Source organism: Cellulomonas sp. NPDC058312 (assembly GCF_042880135.1).
In the GTDB taxonomy this organism is placed as follows: Bacteria; Actinomycetota; Actinomycetes; order Actinomycetales; family Cellulomonadaceae; genus Cellulomonas.
Map to the genome: position 1 here is coordinate 871,721 of NZ_JBHVZE010000001.1, position 20,945 is coordinate 892,665.

The 20,945-nt window shown below is 77.6% G+C and carries 20 protein-coding genes; 14 read left to right on the forward strand and 6 right to left on the reverse strand.

What is annotated here, in order from left to right:
* Positions 1-128: 128 nt before the first annotated feature.
* From ACFVXN_RS03910 to ACFVXN_RS03925, 4 genes are read left to right on the forward strand one after another with little or no spacing between them, the layout of a single operon-like run.
* Positions 129-860, forward strand: coding sequence for a hypothetical protein (locus ACFVXN_RS03910; RefSeq protein WP_389227535.1), 732 nt, complete (start codon positions 129-131; stop codon positions 858-860).
* Complete coding sequence (gene miaA / locus ACFVXN_RS03915; RefSeq protein ID WP_389227537.1) at positions 857-1,819, forward strand: tRNA (adenosine(37)-N6)-dimethylallyltransferase MiaA; 963 nt, start codon at positions 857-859, stop codon at positions 1,817-1,819. The genes ACFVXN_RS03910 and miaA overlap by 4 nt, the downstream gene beginning before the upstream one ends.
* Complete coding sequence (dapF, locus tag ACFVXN_RS03920) at positions 1,816-2,838, forward strand: diaminopimelate epimerase (RefSeq protein WP_389227540.1); 1,023 nt, start codon at positions 1,816-1,818, stop codon at positions 2,836-2,838. Before miaA ends, dapF begins: the two co-directional genes overlap by 4 nt.
* 50 nt (positions 2,839-2,888) lie before the next feature.
* Positions 2,889-3,251, forward strand: coding sequence for a thioredoxin family protein (locus ACFVXN_RS03925; protein WP_389227543.1), 363 nt, complete (start codon positions 2,889-2,891; stop codon positions 3,249-3,251).
* 93 nt (positions 3,252-3,344) lie between these two features.
* Here ACFVXN_RS03925 and ACFVXN_RS03930 read toward each other — a convergent pair whose 3' ends face one another.
* Positions 3,345-3,956: a class I SAM-dependent methyltransferase gene (locus ACFVXN_RS03930; RefSeq protein WP_389227546.1), complete on the reverse strand. Its 612-nt coding sequence runs from the start codon at positions 3,954-3,956 to the stop codon at positions 3,345-3,347.
* A 178-nt stretch (positions 3,957-4,134) separates the two neighbouring features.
* On the opposite strand from ACFVXN_RS03930, the gene hflX reads away from it, so the two are divergent.
* From hflX to ACFVXN_RS03945, 3 genes are all read left to right on the forward strand, one after another.
* On the forward strand, positions 4,135-5,634 hold the full coding sequence (hflX, locus tag ACFVXN_RS03935) for a GTPase HflX (RefSeq protein WP_389227868.1): 1,500 nt from the start codon (positions 4,135-4,137) through the stop codon (positions 5,632-5,634).
* A gap of 28 nt (positions 5,635-5,662) precedes the next feature.
* Positions 5,663-7,840, forward strand: a complete 2,178-nt coding sequence (locus ACFVXN_RS03940) for an ATP-dependent DNA helicase (RefSeq protein ID WP_389227549.1) — start codon at positions 5,663-5,665, stop codon at positions 7,838-7,840.
* A gap of 82 nt (positions 7,841-7,922) precedes the next feature.
* Positions 7,923-8,894 carry an L-lactate dehydrogenase gene (locus ACFVXN_RS03945; RefSeq protein WP_389227872.1) on the forward strand — a complete coding sequence of 324 codons (972 nt, stop codon included), beginning with the start codon at positions 7,923-7,925 and terminating at the stop codon, positions 8,892-8,894.
* 7 nt (positions 8,895-8,901) lie between these two features.
* Here the strand turns inward: ACFVXN_RS03945 and ACFVXN_RS03950 are convergent, their stop codons facing one another.
* Complete coding sequence (locus tag ACFVXN_RS03950; RefSeq protein WP_389227553.1) at positions 8,902-9,876, reverse strand: LysR family transcriptional regulator; 975 nt, start codon at positions 9,874-9,876, stop codon at positions 8,902-8,904.
* A gap of 81 nt (positions 9,877-9,957) precedes the next feature.
* Between ACFVXN_RS03950 and ACFVXN_RS03955 the strand changes: the two genes are divergently transcribed.
* From ACFVXN_RS03955 to ACFVXN_RS03975, 5 genes are all read left to right on the forward strand, one after another.
* Positions 9,958-11,061 carry an aminotransferase class V-fold PLP-dependent enzyme gene (locus tag ACFVXN_RS03955; RefSeq protein WP_389227556.1) on the forward strand — a complete coding sequence of 368 codons (1,104 nt, stop codon included), beginning with the start codon at positions 9,958-9,960 and terminating at the stop codon, positions 11,059-11,061.
* A gap of 10 nt (positions 11,062-11,071) precedes the next feature.
* Complete coding sequence (locus tag ACFVXN_RS03960) at positions 11,072-12,034, forward strand: NAD-dependent epimerase/dehydratase family protein (RefSeq protein WP_389227559.1); 963 nt, start codon at positions 11,072-11,074, stop codon at positions 12,032-12,034.
* Positions 12,021-13,151 carry a glycosyltransferase gene (locus ACFVXN_RS03965; RefSeq protein ID WP_389227562.1) on the forward strand — a complete coding sequence of 377 codons (1,131 nt, stop codon included), beginning with the start codon at positions 12,021-12,023 and terminating at the stop codon, positions 13,149-13,151. Before ACFVXN_RS03960 ends, ACFVXN_RS03965 begins: the two co-directional genes overlap by 14 nt.
* Positions 13,152-13,251: 100 nt before the next feature.
* On the forward strand, positions 13,252-13,896 hold the full coding sequence (locus ACFVXN_RS03970) for a hypothetical protein (RefSeq protein ID WP_389227565.1): 645 nt from the start codon (positions 13,252-13,254) through the stop codon (positions 13,894-13,896).
* Positions 13,893-15,197, forward strand: a complete 1,305-nt coding sequence (locus ACFVXN_RS03975) for a glycosyltransferase (protein ID WP_389227568.1) — start codon at positions 13,893-13,895, stop codon at positions 15,195-15,197. The genes ACFVXN_RS03970 and ACFVXN_RS03975 overlap by 4 nt, the downstream gene beginning before the upstream one ends.
* Here the strand turns inward: ACFVXN_RS03975 and ACFVXN_RS03980 are convergent.
* The 4 genes from ACFVXN_RS03980 to lexA are packed head-to-tail and all read right to left on the reverse strand — an operon-like array spanning position 15,121 to position 19,136.
* On the reverse strand, positions 15,121-16,425 hold the full coding sequence (locus ACFVXN_RS03980; RefSeq protein ID WP_389227571.1) for a F390 synthetase-related protein: 1,305 nt from the start codon (positions 16,423-16,425) through the stop codon (positions 15,121-15,123). The genes ACFVXN_RS03975 and ACFVXN_RS03980 overlap by 77 nt on opposite strands.
* Positions 16,422-17,252, reverse strand: coding sequence for an MBL fold metallo-hydrolase (locus tag ACFVXN_RS03985; protein ID WP_389227574.1), 831 nt, complete (start codon positions 17,250-17,252; stop codon positions 16,422-16,424). Before ACFVXN_RS03985 ends, ACFVXN_RS03980 begins: the two co-directional genes overlap by 4 nt.
* A gap of 2 nt (positions 17,253-17,254) precedes the next feature.
* Positions 17,255-18,325, reverse strand: a complete 1,071-nt coding sequence (locus ACFVXN_RS03990; RefSeq protein WP_389227577.1) for a 3-oxoacyl-ACP synthase III family protein — start codon at positions 18,323-18,325, stop codon at positions 17,255-17,257.
* Positions 18,326-18,377: 52 nt separating this feature from the next.
* Positions 18,378-19,136 (reverse strand): transcriptional repressor LexA, encoded by a 759-nt coding sequence (gene lexA, locus ACFVXN_RS03995; RefSeq protein ID WP_389227580.1) that lies wholly within the window; start codon positions 19,134-19,136, stop codon positions 18,378-18,380.
* A 315-nt stretch (positions 19,137-19,451) separates the two neighbouring features.
* Here lexA and ACFVXN_RS04000 point away from each other — a divergent pair, with 315 nt between their 5' ends.
* Together ACFVXN_RS04000 and nrdR are read left to right on the forward strand one after the other, a co-directional pair.
* Positions 19,452-19,973 (forward strand): LysM peptidoglycan-binding domain-containing protein, encoded by a 522-nt coding sequence (locus ACFVXN_RS04000; protein WP_389227584.1) that lies wholly within the window; start codon positions 19,452-19,454, stop codon positions 19,971-19,973.
* A 460-nt stretch (positions 19,974-20,433) separates the two neighbouring features.
* Positions 20,434-20,937, forward strand: coding sequence for a transcriptional regulator NrdR (nrdR, locus tag ACFVXN_RS04005; protein WP_389227587.1), 504 nt, complete (start codon positions 20,434-20,436; stop codon positions 20,935-20,937).
* The last annotated feature ends 8 nt before the right edge of the window (positions 20,938-20,945 follow it).

Below are 20,945 nucleotides of genomic sequence, written 5' to 3' on the forward strand. Positions count from 1 at the left end.
CCCGTCGGCCGCACGAGAGGTCACGACACGCTGGTCGCGGCGCCTGCGGGCCCGCGAGTCGTGACCTCTCGTGCGGCGGCGCCGGGCACGCGGGGGTGCCTGCGGCAGGGGGCGGGTACCGTTCGGGGGTGTTCTCGGCCGTGGTGCTCCTGCCCGACACCGTGCTGCTCGTGCCCGGTGCCGCCGGGCGGGCCGACCCCGCGTCGGGGCTGCGGGCGGCCGCCGTCGAGGCGCTGCGGGCCGCCGACCCCGGGCCCGACGGGCGGGTGCTCGTCCTGGCGCCCGCGACCCGGGACCGCGCGCTGACGCACCCGGTCGGTCTCGGGCTCGGCGCGGCCGGGCTGCCGGAGCCCGCGGGCCGGGCCGACGCGGTCGCGCCGCGGTCGCGGGCCGACGTCCCGGCGTCGACGGCGCTGGTGCTGCTCGAGCTAGCCGGGTGCCGCGCGCCCGTCGACGTCCGCGAGCTCGCCCGGGGTGGCGGGTCGACGGCCCCCGAGGATGCCGGCACGGCCACCACCCTCGTCGTCGTCGGCTCGCCGAGCGCCCGGGACGGCGCCGACGCCCCGCTCGCCGAGGACCCCCGCGCAGCCGAGGTCGACGCGCGGCTGCTCGCCGCGCTCGCCGACGGCCCCGCGGCGCTGGACACCGCGCTCGACGCGCTCGGCCCCGACACGGCCCGCGAGCTCGCGGTCAGCGGATGGGCGCCGTGGCGGGCCGCGCTCGCGCTGCTCCCCGTCGACGGGCCGCCTGTCCGTGCCGCCACCTGCACGACCGCCGTCGTCGCCGGCGCGCAGCACGCCGTCGCCCGCTGGGGCACCGGCCCCGCACCCGTCCCGCATCACACCGAGGAGCCCCGTTGACCGTCGTCGTCGCCGTGGTCGGTCCCACCGCGACCGGCAAGTCCGACCTGGGCCTCGCCCTCGCGGAGCGCCTGGGAGGCGAGGTGGTCAACGCCGACGCCCTGCAGCTCTACCGCGGCTTGGACATCGGGACCGCGAAGCTCGCCGTCGCGGAGCGCCGGGGCGTGCCGCACCACCTGCTCGACGTGCTCGACCCGGACGAGGACGCGACGGTCGCGGCGTACCAGGAGGCCGCCCGCGCCGCGCTGGCGGACATCGAGTCCCGGGGCGCACGGGCGGTCGCGGTCGGCGGCTCGGGGCTCTACGTCCGCGCGCTGCTCGACCACATGGAGTTCCCCGGCACCGACCCGCAGGTGCGGGCCGAGCTGGAGGCACGGGTCGAGGCGGAGGGCTCGCGCGCGCTGCACGCGGAGCTCGCGCGGCTGGACCCGGTGGCCGCGGACGGCATCGGGCCCCGCAACGCCCGGCGGGTGGTGCGGGCGCTCGAGGTGATCGCCCTGACCGGCCAGCCGTACTCCGCGAACCTGCCGAGCCACGAGTACGAGGTCCCCGCGGTGCAGATCGGCCTCGACTGCGACCGCGCGGTCCTCGACGCGCGCGTGCAGGCCCGGGTGGACCGGATGTGGGCGGCCGGGCTGGTCGACGAGGTCCGCGGTCTGGTGGCCCGCCCCGGCGGCATCGGGCGCACCGCGTCCCGGGCGGTCGGGTACGCGGAGGTGCTGACCGCGCTGCGCGGGGAGATCACGCTGGACGAGGCGCGCGCGCAGGTGGTCGCGGGCACCCGGCGGCTCGCGCGCAAGCAGATGGGCTGGTTCGGGCGCGACCCACGGGTGCACTGGCTCGACGCGCGCGACCCCGACCTGGTCGACCGGGCGCTGGACCTGGTGGCGGAGGCCGACGCGGGGCGGCTCGGCCGGGCCACCGACGACCCGGCGCCGCGCCGTAGTCTGGGTTCATGACCGCGACCGCCGGCAGCACCGGCACGCCCGGCCCCGGCTCCAGCAGCACCGTCTCGAGCCGCACTGTCCCCAGCAGCCCCGCGACGGCGAACGCCCCGCGCGTGCTGCGGGTGACGAAGGGCCACGGGACGCAGAACGACTTCGTCCTGCTCGACGGCCGCACCGGCGTCGCGCTGGACGACGCGCTGGTCCGGGCGCTCGCGGACCGGCGCGCGGGGATCGGCGGCGACGGGGTGATCCGGCTGGTCGCCAGCGCGGACCTGCCCGAGGGCGCCGCCGTGCTCGCCGAGGACCCGGCGGCGACCTGGTTCATGGACTACCGCAACGGGGACGGCTCGATCGCGGAGATGTGCGGCAACGGGGTCCGGGTCGTCGCGGAGTACGCGCGCGCGCTCGGCGTCTGGGACCCGGCCGCGGGGGAGCTGGTGCTCGGCACCCGCGCGGGGGTCCGCCGGGTCCGTGAGGTCGCCGGACCCGCGGGCGAGGCCTGGTACGCCGTCGACATGGGTGTCTGGCACCTGCCCGGCGGGCCCGAGGCGGTCACGTCGGGCGGCGACGCGGAGGTCACGGTTGCCGGGCTGCCGGTGCCGCGACCGGCGCTCAGCGTCGACGTCGGCAACCCGCACACGGTGCTGGCGCTCGCGGGCGAGGCCGAGCTCGACGCCGTGGACCTGACGCGCGCGCCGGGCGTCGACCCGGTGCCGCCGCACGGCACGAACGTGGAGCTCGTCGTCCCGCTCGGCGAGGAGCGGACGTCGGACGGCACGGTCGTCGGCCGGGTCCGGATGCGCGTGCACGAGCGCGGCGTCGGCGAGACCCGGTCCTGCGGCACCGGTGCGTGCGCCGCGGCGCTCGCGGTGCGGGCGTGGGCCGGCCCGCAGGCGCCCGACGTCTGGCTGGTGGACGTGCCCGGCGGGACGGTGCGGGTCGCCGCGCTGCCGGACGGCCACGTCGAGCTCGCCGGGCCGGCGGTGCTGCTCGCGGACGTCGACGTCGACCTGGACGCGCTCGGCCGCTGACCGCGCCCGACGCGGGAACACCCGCGCCCGTGCCCGGCGTTGCACCCCACGTGCCCCCGACCGACCAACCCGCGCCGACCGCGCTCACGGCCGACGACCTGCGCCGACCGCTGGGACGTGAGGTGACGTTCCTGCAGTTCTCGTCGGGCTTCTGCGCGCCGTGCCGGGCGACCCGTCGGGTCCTGGAGCGCGTCGTGGCGACCGCGGACGGCGTCGCCCACGTCGAGGTGGACGTCGCCGACCGTGCGGACCTCGCGACCCGGTTCGCCGTGGACCGGACCCCGACGGTGGTGCTCCTCGACAGCACCGGCGAGCCCGTCGCCCGCGTCACCGGCGTCCCCACGCTGGCGGGCGCCCGCGCCGCCGCCCAGGCGATCCGCCCCGCACCTGCCCGCGTCCACGCGCCGAGGTAGGTCCGCCCGCGCGAGACAGGGCCTCCGGAGGTCCTGACTCGGCGCGGAGGTCCTGTCTCGGCGGCGCGTGCCGGCCGCGTGCGGGGCGTCGGTTCAGCGGGCCGTGACGCGCAGGACGCGGAAGCCGCGGTCCGTCGCCACCCGGTCGACGTCCGCCGCGTCGCCGAGCTCGGTCGCCAGCCAGCGCAGCAGCGAGTCCGACCCGAGGTTCTTCGCCACCACCAGGTACGCCGCACCGCCGGGCACGAGCCGCCGGAGCCACTGCCGCAGCATCGCGTGCAGCGCCTCCTTGCCGACGCGGATCGGCGGGTTGGACCAGATCGCCGCGAACCGCACGTCGTCGGGCACGTCCTCGGGGCGCCCGGCCCGGACCCCGGTCAGCCCGAGCGCCTCGGCGTTCCGGCGGGTGAGGTCGAGGGCCCGGTCGTTCACGTCGACCGCCCAGACCCGGGCCGCCGGGGCGTGCAGGGCGAGGCTGAGCGCCACGGGCCCCCAGCCGCAGCCGAGGTCCAGCAGGTCGCCGTCCTGCGGCGGGTCGGGCACGTGCCGCAGCAGCACCTCGGTACCGCCGTCGAGGTGGTCGGGGGAGAACACGCCGCCGGCGGTCTCCACGTCGACGTCGCGTCCGGCCAGGTGGACGGTCCGGGTGCGCCGCTCGTCGGGGGAGGCGGGCTCCGCGGTGAAGTAGTGGTCGGTGCCGGTCACGCCCGCGACCCTATCCGGCGTCCGCCTGCGGCGAATCACCTCGCTTCCCGCCGGGCAGCGTGCCACGCTGGGAGCCGGCGCACCCCGGTGCGCCGGCCATGCTCCCGGACCCCGAAGGAACCGCGTGAACGACGCCCAGGACCCCACGACGCGCGAGCAGGACGCCCCGGAGGCCGAGGTGGACGCGCAGCAGGCCGCGCGCGACGCCCAGCGGGTCGCCGACGACGTCGTGGCCCGGGTGCTCGCACGGGCGGGCACCGCGGTCCACGACGGCGGCACGGTGCACACCACCCACGACGGCGAGCAGCTCGACCTGGAGGAGCGCACGTCGCTGCGCCGGGTCGCGGGCCTGTCGACGGAGCTGCAGGACGTCACCGAGGTCGAGTACCGGCAGCTGCGCCTCGAGCGGGTCGTGCTGGTCGGGCTGTGGGGTCCGCTCGGCACCACGCAGCAGTCGGCGGAGATCTCGCTGCGGGAGCTCGCCGCGCTGGCGGAGACCGCCGGCTCGGAGGTCCTCGACGGCCTGCTGCAGCGCCGCCAGAACCCCGACCCGGGCACCTACCTGGGCTCCGGCAAGGCGGCGGAGCTCGCGGGCCTGGTGGCGGCGGTCGGCGCGGACACGGTGGTCGTCGACGGCGAGCTCGCCCCGTCCCAGCGCCGCGCGCTGGAGGACGTGGTGCGGGTCAAGGTCGTGGACCGGACGGCGCTGATCCTCGACATCTTCGCCCAGCACGCCAAGTCCCGGGAGGGCAAGGCCCAGGTCGAGCTGGCGCAGCTGGAGTACCTGCTGCCGCGCCTGCGCGGCTGGGGCGACTCGATGTCCCGGCAGGCCGGTGGCCAGGTCGGCGGCGCCGGCGCGGGCATGGGCTCGCGCGGTCCGGGTGAGACGAAGATCGAGCTGGACCGGCGGCGCATCCGCGACCGGATGGCGAAGCTGCGCCGGGAGATCGCCGCGATGGAGCCGGCGCGCGCGACCAAGCGGGCGTCCCGGAAGAAGAACGCGATCCCGTCGGTGGCGATCGCGGGCTACACGAACGCCGGCAAGTCCTCGCTGCTGAACCGGCTGACCGACGCGGGCGTGCTGGTCGAGAACGCGCTGTTCGCGACCCTGGACCCGACGGTCCGGCGCGCGGAGGCGGCGGACGGCCGGGTGTACACGCTGGCGGACACGGTCGGGTTCGTGCGGAACCTGCCGCACCAGCTGGTCGAGGCGTTCCGGTCGACGCTCGAGGAGGTCGCGGACGCGGACCTCGTGCTGCACGTCGTCGACGCGTCGCACCCGGACCCGGAGGGGCAGATCGCCGCGGTCCGGCACGTGTTCGCGGACATCCCGGGTGCGATGGACGTGCCCGAGATCATCGTGCTGAACAAGGTCGACCTCGCCGAGCCGGAGACGGTCGCGCGGCTGCGGTCGCGGGAGCACGGCGCGGTGGTCGTCTCGGCGCACACCGGCGAGGGCATCGCGGAGCTCCAGGCGGTCATCGCCGACCAGCTGCCGCGCCCGGGCGTGACCGTCGACGTGGTGATCCCGTACGACCGGGGCGACCTGGTGCACCGGGTGCACGAGTCGGGGGAGATCGACCTCGAGGAGCACACCCCGCAGGGCACCGCGCTGCGCGGCCGGGTGGACGAGGGTCTCGCGACGGAGCTCACGGCGGCGGCGGTCGTCGTCCGGTAGGGGGCCCGCGCCCGACTAGGGTGTTCCGGTGCCCGATCCCAGCCCCGACGTCGACCACCTGCTCGACGTGGCGGTCGCCGCGCTCGGTGGGTCGCCGCGCGAGGGGCAGCGGCGGATGGCTCGCGAGGTCGCGGACGCGTTCGCCAAGAAGGAGCACCTCATGGTGCAGGCGGGCACCGGCACGGGGAAGTCGCTCGGGTACCTGGTGCCCTCGGTCCGGCACGCCGTGCTCGAGGACCAGAAGGTCGTCGTCTCGACCGCGACCCTGGCGCTGCAGCGGCAGGTGATGACGCGCGACCTGCCGCTGGTCGCCGAGGCGCTCGCCCCGGAGCTGCCGCGCCCGCCGAAGGTGGCGCTCCTCAAGGGCTGGCACAACTACGTGTGCGTGCACAAGACAGAAGGCGGCTACCCCCCGGACGACCAGGGGATGCTGTTCGACCTGGGGGACAAGGGCGCCGCGGACCACCCGACGCCGACGCAGGACGCCGACGGCGAGCCGGCCGAGAAGGAGTCGCTCGGCGCCCAGGTCGTCCGGTTGCGCGAGTGGGCGGGCGCGACCGACTCGGGCGACCGCGACGACCTGGTGCCGGGCGTCAGCGACCGCGCGTGGCGGCAGGTGTCGGTGACCTCGCTGGAGTGCCTGGGCCAGAAGTGCCCGATGCTGGACGAGTGCTTCCCGGAGCGTGCCCGGGCCGCCGCGCGGGCCGCCGACGTGGTCGTGACGAACCACGCCATGCTGGGCATCGCCGCGTCGGGCTCCCCGCACGTGCTGCCGGAGCACCAGGTGCTGGTGGTCGACGAGGCGCACGAGCTCGCGGACCGGGTCACGGCGCAGTCGACCGCCGAGCTGTCGGTGGGCAGCGTCGAGCACGCGGGCCGGATGGCGCGCCGGCACGGCGGGATCGCGACGACGGACCTCGACGGCGCCGCGGCCGCGCTGGGTGCCGCGCTGATCCACCTGCCGGAGGGCCGGTTCACCGGCGGCCTGCCCGACGGCACCCGCCAGGCGGTCGCGATGGTGCGGGACGCCGCGCGCGGGCTGCTGTCGGCGTTGCGGCCCGAGAAGCCCGCGGCGGGCGAGGCGCCCCCGGCGGACTCGGGGCTGAAGATCGCGACCTCCGCGGTGCTGGCCCTGTTCGAGGTGGCGGAGCGGATGGCCGCGGACCCCGACGACCAGCGCTACACCGTGCTGTGGTGCTCGCGCGGCGAGCGGGACGGCGCGACCCGGCTCTACGCGGCGCCGCTCGCGGTGAACGGCCTGATCCGCACGCACCTGCTGGCCGAGCGGGCGTCGGTCCTGACGTCGGCGACCCTCAGCCTCGGCGGGGAGTTCCGGTCGATGGCGCGCAGCATCGGCCTGGAGGGTGCAGGGGAGGCGGCCGCGGCGACGGCCTCGGCGTCCGCGGCCACGGTCGCGGTCGCCCCGCCGGGCGGCAGCGAGGGGACCACCCCCGAGGACGCCCCGGACCGGCTCGACGTGCCGGTGAGCGCCGCCCGCAGCGCGGGTTCCACGACGCTCGCCTGGCGCGGCATCGACGTGGGCAGCCCGTTCGACTACCCGCGCCAGGGCATCCTCTACATCGCGCGCCGGCTGCCGCCCCCGGGCCGGGAGCCCGCGACGGACGCGCAGCTCGACGAGATCGAGGCGCTGGTCACCGCGGCCGGGGGTCGCACGCTCGGGCTGTTCTCGTCCCGGCGCGCGGCGGTGGCGGTCGCGGAGGCGATGCGCGAGCGGCTGGACGTCCCCGTGCTGGTGCAGGGCGAGGACCAGCTGCCGACCCTGGTGCGGCAGTTCGCGCAGGACGAGGCGACCTGCCTGTTCGGCACCCTGTCGCTGTGGCAGGGGGTCGACGTGCCGGGGCGGGCCAACCAGCTCGTCATCATCGACCGGATCCCGTTCCCGCGCCCCGACGACCCGGTGAAGTCCGCGCGGTCCGAGGCGGTCGCGGCGTCCGGCGGCAACGGCTTCATGTCGGTGGCGGCCACGCACGCGGCGCTGCTGCTCGCCCAGGGCGCGGGACGGCTGATCCGGTCCGTGGACGACCGCGGCGTGGTCGCGGTGCTGGACCCGCGGCTGTCGACCGCCCGGTACGGGGAGTTCCTGGCCCGGTCGCTGCCCGACTTCTGGCGCACGACGGACCGCGAGGTCGCCCTCGGGGCGCTGCGCCGTCTCGCTGCTCCGCCGTCCGGACCGCTAGCCTCGTGACCAGGGCGCCGACCGGCGCGCGGGGACGAGGAGGACCGCTGTGAGCGAGCAGACGAACGACGTCGAGGGCGACGACCTCGGACTGGCCGGGAGCGCCGTGTCCCCCCGTCGGACGACCAAGCTGGCGGTCGTCGGCGCGGGCGCGGTGGGGTCGACGATGGCGTACGCGGCGCTCATGCGCGGGGCCGCCCGCAGCGTGGTGCTGTACGACATCAACAAGGCGAAGGTCGAGGCCGAGGCGCTGGACCTCAGCCACGGCATCCAGTTCATGCCGATGGCCGAGGTGATCGGCTCGGACGACATCGCGGCGTGCGCCGACGCGGACGTGGTCATGGTCACCGCGGGCGCGAAGCAGAAGCCCGGGCAGACCCGGATCGACCTGGCCGAGGCGACCATCTCGCTGGTGAAGAAGATCCTGCCGCCGCTCGTGGAGGTCGCCCCGAACGCGGTCTACGTGATGGTGACCAACCCGGTCGACATCGTCACCTACGCGGCCCTGAAGGTCTCGGGCCTGCCGCCGACGCAGATGTTCGGCTCCGGGACGGTGCTGGACTCCTCCCGGCTGCGGTACCTGATCGCCCAGTACACCGGCGTGGCCGTGCAGAACGTGCACGCGTACATCGCGGGCGAGCACGGCGACACCGAGCTGCCGCTGTGGTCCTCGGCGACGATCGGCGGCGTGCCGCTGCTCGACTGGAACGCGATGGAGGGTCACGTCCCGCTGACCCACGAGGTCCGCGAGTCGATCGCCCGCGAGGTCGTGGAGTCCGCCTACCGGATCATCGCCGGCAAGGGTGCGACCAACTACGCGGTGGCGCTCGCGGGTTCGCGGATCATCGAGGCGATCATCAAGGACGAGCGCCGGGTGCTGCCGGTGTCGTCGCTGCTGGACGGGTACCACGGGATCAGCGACGTGTGCCTCTCGGTGCCGTCGGTGGTCGGGCGCGCGGGCGTGGGCGAGCGGCTGCAGGTGCCGATGTCCACCGACGAGCTCGCCGGGCTGCGGCGGTCGGCGGAGTCGCTGCGCGCGGTGGCGCGCCGGTTCGGCATCTGAGGCGGGCTCAGCCGCGGGCCGCGGGTGCCGCGTGCACGGGTGCCACGTGCACCCGCGGCGCCCGCAGCCGCTCGGCGGCGGCGCGCAGCGCGTCCAGCGCCGCTGCGACGGCCGGTACCCGTGCGGTGCCCGGGTCGGTGACCGCCTCGACCAGGCGGGTCGCCGGCGGGAGCGTCGGGTGCACGGTGACGCCGTGGTGCGGCAGGGCGGCCAGCGCGAGCCCGGGGAGCGTCGCGACGCCCAGGCCGGCGCGGACCAGGCCGAGCACCGCCAGGTAGTCGTCGGTCGCGAAGTCGACGCGCGGGGCGAACCCGGCGCGGGCGCAGGTGCCGACCAGCTGGGCCCGGCACTGCGGGCAGCCGGCGATCCACGGCCGGTCGGCGAGCGCGGCCAGGTCGACGGGGGAGCCGGGCTCGCGGCCGTCCGACTCCGGGAGCACCACGACGACCTCGTCGCGCAGCAGCGGGTCGCGCCGCCGGCGCGCGACCCCCGGGGGAGCGGCTGCCCCGTCCGGGTCCGCGTCCCGGAACACCACCGCGACGTCCACCCGGCCCGCGTCGAGCTCGGCCAGCGCCTCGGGCGGTTCGGCCTCCGCGAACGTGGGCACGAGCCCGGGGTGCCGCACGCGCAGGGCGGCCAGCGCCCCGGGCAGCAGCGTCGCCGCCGCCGACGGGAACGCGGCCACCCGGACCCGGCCCGCGCGCAGGCTGGCCACCGCGGCGACCTCCTCGAGCGTCGCGTCGAGCGCGGACTGCACGGCGACCGCGTTGCGCGCCAGGACGAGCCCGGCCTCGGTGAGCCGCACCCCGCGGCCGGCGCGGACGACGACCGGGGTGCCGACGGTGCGCTCGACGGCGCGGAGCTGCTGGCTGGCGGCGGGCTGGGTGAGGCCCAGCGCGCGGGCGGCGGCGGTGACGCTGCCGGTCTCGTGCACGGTGCGGACGAGGCGGAGCGCGGCGGCGTCGAGCGGTCGGGCGGTCATGACCCGAACGATAAGCCGTGTGCATGAGTGCGTCGACAACAGGCCGTTGCACGCATGGAACGGGGGCGGAAGGCTCGGAGCATGCGCCCCACCGCCGTCCTGGCCGACCTCCGCCGCGAGTTCGCGCCCGCCCCCGGCCACCTCGACGCCGCGACCGCCGGGGTCGCGCCCGCGCGCATGCTGCGGGCGCTGCGGGAGGACCTGGACCGGTGGGGCGCGGGCCGGATGGACGTCGGACGCTACGAGGACGCGGTGGTCCGGGCCCGGGGCGCGTTCGCGTCGCTGGTCGGGGTCGCCGCGGACCGGGTCGCGATCGGGTCCCAGGTGTCCGTCATGGCCGCCGTGGTCGCCGCGTCGCTGCCGGACGGCGCCGAGGTGCTGTGCGTGACCGGCGACTTCTCCTCCACCGTGTACCCGTTCCTCGCCCAGGGCGACCGGCTGCGCGTGCGGCACGTCGCGGCGGACGAGCTCGCCGCGGCGATCACGCCGGGCACCGCGCTCGTGTCCTACTCGCTGGTGCAGTCAGCGACGGGTGCGGTGCTGGACGACGACGCCGTGGTCGCCGCCGCCCGGGCCGCCGGGGCGCGCACGCTGTGCGACCTCACCCAGGCCGCGGGGTGGCTGCGGGTCGACGCCGGCCGGTACGACGTCAGCGTCACCGCCGCGTACAAGTGGCTGTGCGCGCCGCGCGGCACCGCGTTCATGACGGTGCGCGCCGACGCGCAGGACGCCCTGCGGCCCGTGCAGGCGGGCTGGTACGCCGGCGCCGACCCGTGGTCGTCCTGCTACGGCCCGGCGATGACGCTCGCCGACGACGCCCGGCGGTTCGACGTCTCGCCGGCCTGGCAGGCGTGGCTGGGCGCGGCGGAGTCGGTCACGGCGTTCGCCGAGGTGGACCCGGCGGTGGTGCAGGCGCACGCGGCGGGGCTCGCCGACGGCCTGCGCGCCGGGCTGGGCCTCGCGGCCACCGGCAGTGCGATCGTCACCCTGCCCGACCCCGACGGCGCCCGCCGGGCCGCGCTCGAGGCCGCGGGCTGCCGCGTCGCCGGCCGCGCAGGGCGGGTGCGGCTCGCGTTCCACGTCTGGGACGACGCCGACGACGTGGCCCGGGCGCTGGGCGCGCTGGCCGCCGGACCGGGCGACGTGCCCGGCAGCGTGCCCGGCGACACACCCGGCGCCCGTTAGGGTCGGGCCCATGCGCGTGCTGCTCACCGGGTCCAACGGCTTCCTCGGCGGGCGGGTCGTCGCCGACGCCCACGCGCGCGGCTGGGAGGTCGTCGGCCTCGGCCGCGCGGCGTCCCCGAGCACCCCCGTCGACGCGTACGTGCGGCACGACCTCGCCGAGCCGCTGCTCGACGGCGTCGTCCCGGGCGACGTCGACGCGGTGATCCACTGCGCCGCGCTCGCCTCCCCGTGGGCGCACCCGCGCGCGTTCGTCGCCGCGAACGTCGACGGCACCCGCAACGTCGTGCGCTGGGCCGCCGCGCACGGGCACCCGCACCTGGTGCACGTGTCGAGCTCCTCGGTGCTCTACCGCGACGCCGACCAGCTCGACCTCACCGAGGCCAGCCCCGTCCCGCCGGACGCGGAGCAGATCAACGTGTACGCCCGCACCAAGCGGATCAGCGAGCGGGTCGTCGCCCGGTACGACGGCCCGCACGCGGTGCTGCGGCCGCGGGCCGTGTTCGGGGTCGGGGACACCGTGCTGCTGCCGCGGATCCTGCGCCTGGCCCGCGGCGGCGTGCTCCCGCTGCTGGAGCGCCCGGGCCGACCGCCGGTGCGGATCGACCTGACGGACGTGCACACCGCCGCCCACTACCTCACGGAGGCCGTCGAGCGTCGCGTCGAGGGGCTCTACCACGTGACCAACGCCGAGCCGGTCGACCTGTACCCGTTCCTGCTCGGCGTGCTGAGGCGGCTCGGTGCCGAGCCGCGCACGGTGCGGGTCCCGCCCGCGCTGGTCCGGGCCCTCGCCGGGGCGGGGGAGCAGGTGTCCGCGACGTTCCTGGGCTGGCGCGAGCCGCCGATCACCCGGTTCGGGGTGTCCGTGCTCTCGCGTTCCAAGACCTTCGACGTGTCCCGCACGCTGCGCGACCTCGGCGCGCCCGCGGTGTCCCTGGACGAGAGCGTGGACCGGATCGCGCGTGCGCACGGCTGAGGTCGCGGCGCTCGCGGTCACCGGGATGCTGGCGGGCCTGGCCGCCGTCCGGCTGGTCTCCGCCGCCCGCGCCGTCGCGGAGCCCCCGACCGAGGCGCCCGTCGACGACGTCACCGTCCTGGTCCCGGTCCGGTCCGGGGACCCCCTGCTGCCCGCCACGCTGGCGCGGTCGGCGGCCACCCTGGCGCCGGCGCGGGTGCTGCTGCTGGTCGACGACGACGACCCCGCGGGCCTCGACGCGGCGACGCGCGCCACCGCCGCGGGGCCGCACGTCCAGGTCCTGACCTGCGCGGCGCCCCCGCCCGGCGTGAACCCCAAGGTGCACAAGCTCGCGGTCGTCGCCCCGGGCGCGGGCCCGGTGGTCGGGCTGCTCGACGACGACACGGTGCTCCCGCCGGGCGGGCTCGAGCGGTTGGCCGGCGCGCTCGCCGCGGGCGCGGACCTGGTCACCGGCATCCCGGTGTACCGCGAGCAGGGCGGGCTGTGGTCCCGGCTGGTCGCGGCGTTCGTCAACGGCTCCGCCCTCGTGACCTACCTGCCGATGGCCCGCACCGGACCGCCCGTGACGGTCAACGGCATGGTGCTGCTGACCCGGCAGGACGCGCTGCGCGCGGTCGGCGGCCTCGCCGCGGTGGTCGACGCGACCTGCGACGACTACGCCCTGGCCCGGGCGTACCGCGCGCGCGGACTGCGGATCGTGCAGACCGCCCAGCCGGCCGAGCTCGCGACCACCGTCCCCGGCCCGCTCGCGTACGCCCGGCTGATGCGCCGCTGGCTGCTGTTCGCCGGCGAGGTGGTGCGGCGCGACCCGAGCCCGCGGCTGGCGGTGCTCGCGGGCCTGCCGAGCGTCCTGCCCGCCGCGGCGGTGGCGCTGGCGTGCGCCGCACGGTCGCCGCGCGCGGGGGCCGCCACCGCCGTCGTGCTGCTGGGCACCGCGGTCGCGACCCGGGAGCTGCGGGGCCGGCTCGGCGCCGGAGCGCAGGGGACCCTGGGCGTGCTGCTGGAGCCCGTGGCGGCCGTGCTGACGCCGCTGCACGCGGTCTCGGCGGCCCTCGGCCCGCGCAGCGTGGTCTGGCGCGGGCGGCGGGTGCGCGTGGGCGTCGGGTCGACGGCGTGACGCGGGGACGCGTGGGGCCGGCGCGAACGAGATCGGCGCGCACGAGATCGGCGCGCACGAGAGCGGCCGCGACGAGCGCCGCCCGGACGACGGGGCACGCGTGAGGTGGCTCGACCGGCACGCGGCGTCGCCGAGCGTCGTCGACCCGGCCACCCCGCTGCCGGCCCGCGCGGCCTGGCTCACCGGGCAGAGCTCCTGGACGCACTCCCGCCTGTCGCCGGCCCAGGACGCGGTGCTCGACGCGCTGGCCGTCGACGGGTGGGAGCCGCTGCGGCTCGGTCTGCCCTGGACCGAGGCGGCCACGACCGGGGAGTACCGCCGGGTCGCGCTCCCGCTGGCGTCTGCCCGGAACGCCGCGCAGCACCTCGCGGCCCGGCCCGGCGGCCGGTTCGCCCACCAGGTCGCGCGGCACCTGCAGCCCGTCCTCGACGGCACCGCCGACCGGCTGCTGCTGCTGTGCGGCAGCACCGGGGCGCAGCTGCTCGGCGTCGCGGCGCCGCTGGTGCGGGTCCCGGCGGGGCTCACCGTGCACGTGGTGGCGCTGGGCCCCGTGGGCGCGGCGCTGCGGCCCGGGGCCCGGTGGCACGTGCGCGTCGTGCGCGGCGAGCGCGACCGGGTCAGCCGCCTCGGGTACCGGGGGCCGGTCGACGTCGTCGTCCCCGGCGGTCACCTCGACGCGGCGACCGGCCCCGCTGCGGTCGCGGCGGTGCGGGCGCTGGTACCCCGCCCGGAGGAGGTCCCGTGACCGGCCCGCGCCTGCTGCTCGCGGCCCCGCCGTTCGCGGGGCACCTCAACCCGCTGCTGACCCTCGGGCGCGGTCTGCGCGCGCGGGGCTACGACATCCGGTTCGCCACCGGCGCCGCGAAGGCCGACGCGGTGCGCGCGCACGGCTTCGAGGTCCACCCGCTGCTCGCCGACGACCCCGGCGTCTTCGACCGGATCTCCGACACCCCCGGCCCGGTCCGGTCGAACCCGCTGCTGCTGACCCGCCAGCTGCGGGCGAACCTCGCGCTGCTGCCCCGCGCCGACGCCGAGCTCGACGCCCTGGTCCGGCGGGACGGCCACGACGCCGTGCTCGCGGACTTCACCGCGCCGGTCGCGGGCCTGGTCGCCGAGCGGCACGGCCTGCCGTGGCTGACCACCATGCCGACGCCGCTGGCGCTGGAGACCCGCTCCGGCACGCCGTCGTACCTCGGTGGCTGGGGCCCGGCGCGGCACGCCGGCCACCGGGCCCGCGACGCCGTCGGGCGCACCGCCACCCGCGCCGCCAAGCGCGGGATGCAGGTCGCGCTCGCCCGGCAGTTCCGCGCGGCGGGGGTGGGGGTGTACCGCCCGGACGGCTCGGAGGCGGCGTACTCGCCGACGGCGGTCCTCGGGCTGGGGATGTCCGAGCTGGAGCTGCCGCGGGACTGGCCCGCGGCGTTCCGGATGATCGGCCCGGTCACCGCGACGCCCGAGCCGTGGCCGCAGCCGCCGGTGCTGCCCGACGGCCGGCTGGTGCTGGTGACCCTCGGCACGCACCTGCACTGGGCCAAGCGGGACCTCGTCGCGCAGGCCCGGGGCCTCGTCGCCGCGGCCGGGGGTCGGACCGTGGTGGTCAGCCTCGGGGACGCCGCGCGGCGGCAGGCGCGCCCGGTGCACGTCGAGCCGGGCCTGCACGTGTTCGGCCACCTGCCCTACGACGCCGTGCTGCCGCGATGCGACGCGGTCGTCCACCACGGCGGCGCAGGGATCCTGTACAGCGCCGTCCGCGCCGGGGTGCCCGCGGTCGTGTGCCCCCAGGACTACGACCAGTTCGACTTCGCCGCGCGGGTGGTCGCCGCGGGTGCGGGGGTCCGGGTGCGTCGCCTCGGCACCCGCGCGGCGGCCGACGCGCTGCGGTCCGTGCTCGCGGCCGACCGCGGCTCGCTGGTCCGGCTCGCGGCCGCGGCGGCCGCGTACGACCCGGTCGGTGCGGTGGACGCGGCGGTCAGCGCCCTGCTGGCGGGCCGGCCGCTGCCGCCGGCGCCGGGACGTGCGGCTCCCGACGCACCCGCCGGAGCTTGACCAGCGGCCCGGTCGGCTCGATGCCGCCGGGCGTGATGGCCACCGGCCCCAGCCCGGCGCGGGCGACCGCGGCCACCAGGCCGTCCCGTGCGCCGGGGAACGCGTCGGCGGGCTCGACCGCGAGCGTCAGGCCGGCGGCGGCGTGCTGCACCACCCGGAAGTCCCGCACGCCGGGTGCCGCCAGCACCGCCGCCCGCACGAAGTCCGGGAACAGCGGCGCCGGGACGCCGTCGCCGCCGGGGAGCCACAGCAGGTCGTCGGCGCGGCCCAGCACCTCGTCGACGACCTGGCGCGGGTCGCCGCACGGGCACGCGTCGCCCGCGACCAGCACGTCCCCGAGGCGGCGCCGGAGCACCGCCTGGCTGGTGCGGAACAGGTCGGTCACCACGGGGACGAACCGGCGGTCGGCGGGCGGTCCCACGGGCTCCCGCTCGACCACGACCAGGTCCTCGGCCAGGTGCAGCCGCCCGTCGGCGCAGCTGATCCCGAGGAACCCCTCCGCCGCCTGGTAGACCTGGTCGACGCGCAGCCCGAACGCCGCCTCGACGGTCCGGCGGTCGTGCGGGTCGAGCACCTCGGCGACCGACAGTACGCGCCGCAGCGGCAGCCGGACGCCCGCCCGGGCGAGCAGCACCAGGACCGAGGGCGGCGCGACCAGCACCGTGGGCGCGGCGGCGACCACCTCGGCGACCAGCGCGTCCACCGGCAGCGCCAGGTCCACGAACCGGAACTGCACCCGGCCGCCGTCCACCGACTCGTACAGCGGCCCGCCGGCCCGCAGCACCAGGGTCACGCGGGCCCCCGCGAGCAGACCGTCCGGCAGTGCGCGGGCCAGCACCTCGCCGGCCCAGCGGTCCCGCTCGGCCGCGGACGTGAGGAACGCGGTCTGCTGCCCGGAGGTGCCGGACGACAGCCCGACGGACAGACCGCGCAGGGTGGTGCCGAAGTCGCGACCGCGCTCCGCGGCCCGCGCGGCCGTGACGCACTCCTCGAGACCGACGCCCCGCGTGTTCAGCCCCGCGAACCGCGCCAGCACGTCGGGCTTGTCCAGCACCGGCAGGTCGGCCAGCGTCCGGGGCGCGGTGCCCGCGTACGCGGCGTACCGGTGCGGCGCCCGGGCCAGCACGCCCCGCAGGTGCCGCTCCTGCCAGCGCTCGAGGGCGGCACGGTCGGCGAACCGGCGTCGCCGCGCGTGCGCGTAGTGCCAGAGCACCCGGGCCCGGCTCACCCGCCCAGCACCGCGCGCGCCGCCGCGATCGCGTCCTCGTCGTGGGACGGCAGCACCAGCACCCCGGTGCGCCGGCGGGCCAGGTCGTCGAGCGCGGCCAGCGTCCCGCGGTAGGCCGCCCAGTCGGCGGTGACGGCGCGCGCCACCGGGTGCGGCAGCTCGCCGTGCGTGACGGCGCGGGTGTGCCACGCGGCGTCGCCGACCAGGACGAGGTCGGCGCCGGGTGTCCGGACCACCAGGCCGAGGTGCCCCGCGCTGTGCCCGGGCAGCGGCACGACGAGCAGCCGGCCGTCGCCCAGCAGGTCGCGCGCGCCGGTCAGCGGGTCGAGGTCCGCCGCCGCGGCCGGCGGCAGCGACGCCGGGTCCACCAGCCGGTCCGGCAGGTCGTCGGGGAGCAGGGCCGGCAGGAGGCCGCGCCGCAGCCGGCCGAACCCCCGCACCCGGCGGGCGAGCGCGACCGCGTCCGGGTCGGCGACCACCCGCGCCGCCGGGAAGTCCAGCAGCCCGCCCACGTGGTCCGCGTGCAGGTGCGACAGCACGACGTACCGGACGCCCGCGGGGTCGACGCCCCGCGCCGCGAGCTGGGCGGCCGCAGACGCGTCGGGCTCGACGTGCACCGGCAGCAGGCCGCCGTACACGCGGTCGAGGCCGCGGGCCATCGCCTCGCGGACCCGTGGCGCGTACCCGGTGTCGAACAGCACGACCCCGTCGGGGTGCTCCACGACGACCACGAGGGCGGGGAAGCGGACGGGCGCACGGCCCGCGCCGCGACGGGCGATGCCGGCGGGGTGGGTGGTCCACCCGGCGGTGAGCAGCGAGACGCGCACGGTCAGTACCTCAGGACGATCGCGGACAGGGTGAGCCCGGCACCGGTGCCGAGCAGCAGGGCCGTGTCGCCGCGCCGCAGCCGGCCCGAGGCGACGGCGTGGTGCAGCGCGGTGGGCACGGACGCGGACACCTGGTTGCCGTGGTCCGCCAGCACGTCGACCACGGCGTCCGCGCGGACCCCGGTGCGCTCGCGCAGGTAGCGCAGCCCGACGCCGCTCGCCTGGTGCGGGACCAGGACGTCGACGTCCTGCGGCGTGACGCCGGCGCGGCGCTCGACGTCGCGCAGGAACGCCGGCACGGTCCGGGCCACGTGCCGCAGCAGCACGGCGCCGTCCATCCGGAACAGGTACGCCGACGGGTCCGGGGGCGGGTCCATCGCGTTCCACCGCGTGCCGCCCGCCTCGATCCGGCACGCCCGCCAGGCCTCGGGCCAGGTCGCCGAGCGCGCGGCGAGCACCGCGGAGGACTCGCCCGGCTCCGCGGGCCCCAGGACCACCGCCGCGGCCCCGTCGCCGAACAGGGCGCTGCTCTCCGGCTCGGTGTGGTCCAGGCCGCGGGACGCGAGCTCGGTCGCCACGACGGCCACCCGGCGCCACCGGCCGGTCGCGATGCCCGACGCCGCGATGCCGAACGCGGTCAGGAACCCCACGCAGGACGCGTTCACGTCGAACGCCTCGCACGCGCCGCCGGGCGCCTCCAGGGCCGCGAGCGTGAGCACGGCGGTGGTCGGCATCGGCTGCTCGGGCGCGACCGCGGACACGATCAGGGCGTCCAGGTCCGCGACGTCCAGCCCGGCGGCGGCCAGTGCGGCGGCGACCGCGGACGCCGCCATCCGCGAGGACGTCTCGCCCGGGCCGGCCCACCGGCGGGACGTCACGCCGGACCGGGCGGCGGAGGTGCCGGGCGGGCGGCCGAACCGCTCGTCGAGCTCCGCGGACGAGACCACGACGGCGGGCTCGTGCACGCCGGTGCCCAGCACGCGCACCGGCTGCGGCGGAGCGGCGGGCCCGGACGCGTGGCCGGCGGGCGGGGTCTGGTCGGCGGGGGTCGGCACGTCGGCCCGGTGGGTCATGCGCGCCAGGATGGCACGACCGACGGGCCGCCCCGCACCACGCCGTGGCCGGTCAGAGGCTGCGCAGCACCGAGACGACGCGGCCGAGCACCTGCGCGTGGTCGCCGTCGATGGGGGAGTACGCGGGGTTCTGCGGCATGAGCCAGACGTGGCCGTCCGTGCGGCGGAGCGTCTTGACCGTGGCCTCGCCGTCGAGCATCGCGGCGACGATCTCCCCGTTCTCGGCGACCGGCTGGCGCCGGACGACCACCCAGTCCCCGTCGCAGATGGCCGCGTCGATCATCGAGTCGCCGACGACCTTGAGCAGGAACAGCTCGCCGGATCCCACGAGCTGCCGCGGCAGCGGGAACACGTCCTCCACGAGCTGCTCCGCGAGGATCGGCCCGCCGGCGGCGATCCGGCCGACGACCGGGACGTACGCGGCCTCGGGCGCACCGTCGCGCGCCGCGCTGTCCTCGTCGCCGAGCCCGCCGGCGCCGGTCGCCCGGAGACCGGGCGCGCCCGGCAGGGCGGCGACGCCCCGGGAGTCGTCGGGCTGCACGACCTCGATCGCGCGCGGCCGGTTCGGGTCGCGGCGCAGGTAGCCCTTGCGCTCGAGCGCGGTGAGCTGGTGCTTGACGCTCGACGGGCTGGTCAGCCCGACCGCGTCGCCGATCTCGCGCATGCTCGGCGGGTAGCCGCGGCTCTCCACGGAGGCGCGCACGGTCTCGAGCACGAGCCGCTGGCGCGGCGTGAGGCCGTCGCCCCCGCCGAGCTCCGCGACGCCGCCGTCCTCGGCCGGCGCCGTGGCGCCCGCTGCCTCGCTCGTCATGTCCGCTCCCGTCCTCGCGACGCCGGTGCCCGCCGCACCCGTCCGTCGTGCTCCGCACCCGAGGCGGTCCGTGCTGGTCACGACGCTGCCGGGCGGTCGTGTCAGTGCCTCGTGGTGCGCTTCTCCCGACGTCACGAGAGTAGGGCGCCCGGGCGGGTGGATCAAACACCTGTTCGATCGTGTCTCGACATCCCACCCGGGGTGTGGTTCAGTTTCGTACAGACGTTCGAACGAACAGGTGTTCGACCCGGTGTCGGGCGCGGTGCAGCACAGCAGATCGAGGTCGCGTCGCGGCCCAGGAGGGAAGTGGTGGGGATGAGCGCCATCGCAGCGCAGCCGTGGACCACGGCGAAGCCCGTCGTGCGGACCGCCTCGACGGGGTCGCGGCCGGCGGGATCGCGGCCCGTGGGTTCGTGGTCCGCGTCCGCGTCCGCGTCCGCGGGGCGCTCGGGCGCGCGCCCGGTGCGGCACCTCGTCGTCGTGCCGGACGTGACCTCGCTCCCGGAGCGACCCCGGGCCGTCCGGTCGGCCGCGGTGCCGGTCGCGCCCGCCCCGTTGCGGCTGACCCGCCGGGGGCGGGCGGTGCTCGTGCTGCTCGGGCTGCTGGTGGTCATGGCCGGCGTGCTCGGTGGACAGGCGGTCGCCGACGGCCCGGAGCGCGCGGTCGAGGTCGTCACGCACGCCGTGCAGTCGGGGGAGACGCTGTGGCAGATCGCCGCGGGTGTGACGGCGCCGGGCGAGGACGTCCGGGACGTCGTCGCGGAGCTCCAGGAGCTCAACGGCCTCGCGGACGGGTCGCTCGTCGCGGGTCAGGTGCTGCTCCTCCCGGCCGACTGAGGCGGTTCGAGGGCTCGCGCCCACGCCCAGGTCAGGCACGAGAACGCCGCGGGTGGATTACGTGAGCAGGTGCTTGCGTAATTGCCACGGGCGCCCCTAGGGTGGTGCCACCTCGAACGGCTGGCTGGGGGGCTCGCCGCGAGGGACGCGTCGTCGTCGTGGCTCTCGGGCCCGGCGCAGAGGCGTGCAGCAACCGTCCGGACGAGGCGAGTCGTCCGGACGAGACGGGACGGGGGCGTCCCCACGAGGGTGGCCGCGCACGCGGCCACCCTCGTCGTCGTCCCGGGGTGTCTGGCGCGTCTCGAGGCGTCCGGGGCTCCTGACCAGCGCCTCCGTGCCCGGCCGAACCCGTGTTGCACCGGCTGGCGCACGGGTCCTACGGTGTCCCGGGCGTCCGGACCGGCGCGGCGCAGCCGCCACCCGCCGACCGTGCCGCCCACGCACCGTCAGGAGGCACCCCGTGCACTGCCCGTTCTGCCGTCATGCCGACTCCCGCGTCGTGGACTCCCGCACGTCCGACGACGGGCTGTCGATCCGCCGACGCCGGCAGTGCCCCCAGTGCAACCGCCGGTTCACCACGATCGAGACCGCGAGCCTGTCGGTGGTCAAGCGGTCCGGCGCCACCGAGCCGTTCAGCCGGGAGAAGATCGTCAACGGCGTCCGCAAGGCCTGCCAGGGTCGCCCGGTCAGCGAGGACGACCTCGCGCTGCTCGCCCAGCGCGTCGAGGAGACCCTGCGGGCGAGCGGCAGCGCGGAGCTCGACGGCTCGGAGATCGGGCTGGCCATCCTCGGGCCGCTGCGCGACCTGGACGAGGTCGCGTACCTGCGGTTCGCGAGCGTCTACCAGGCGTTCAGCTCGCTCGACGACTTCGAGGCGGCCATCACGGTCCTGCGCGCCGAGAACGAGGAGGCCGACGCCGCCCGTCGCGCCGCCGCCGAGGCCCCGGCGGTCCCGGGCGCCTGAGGTCGCGC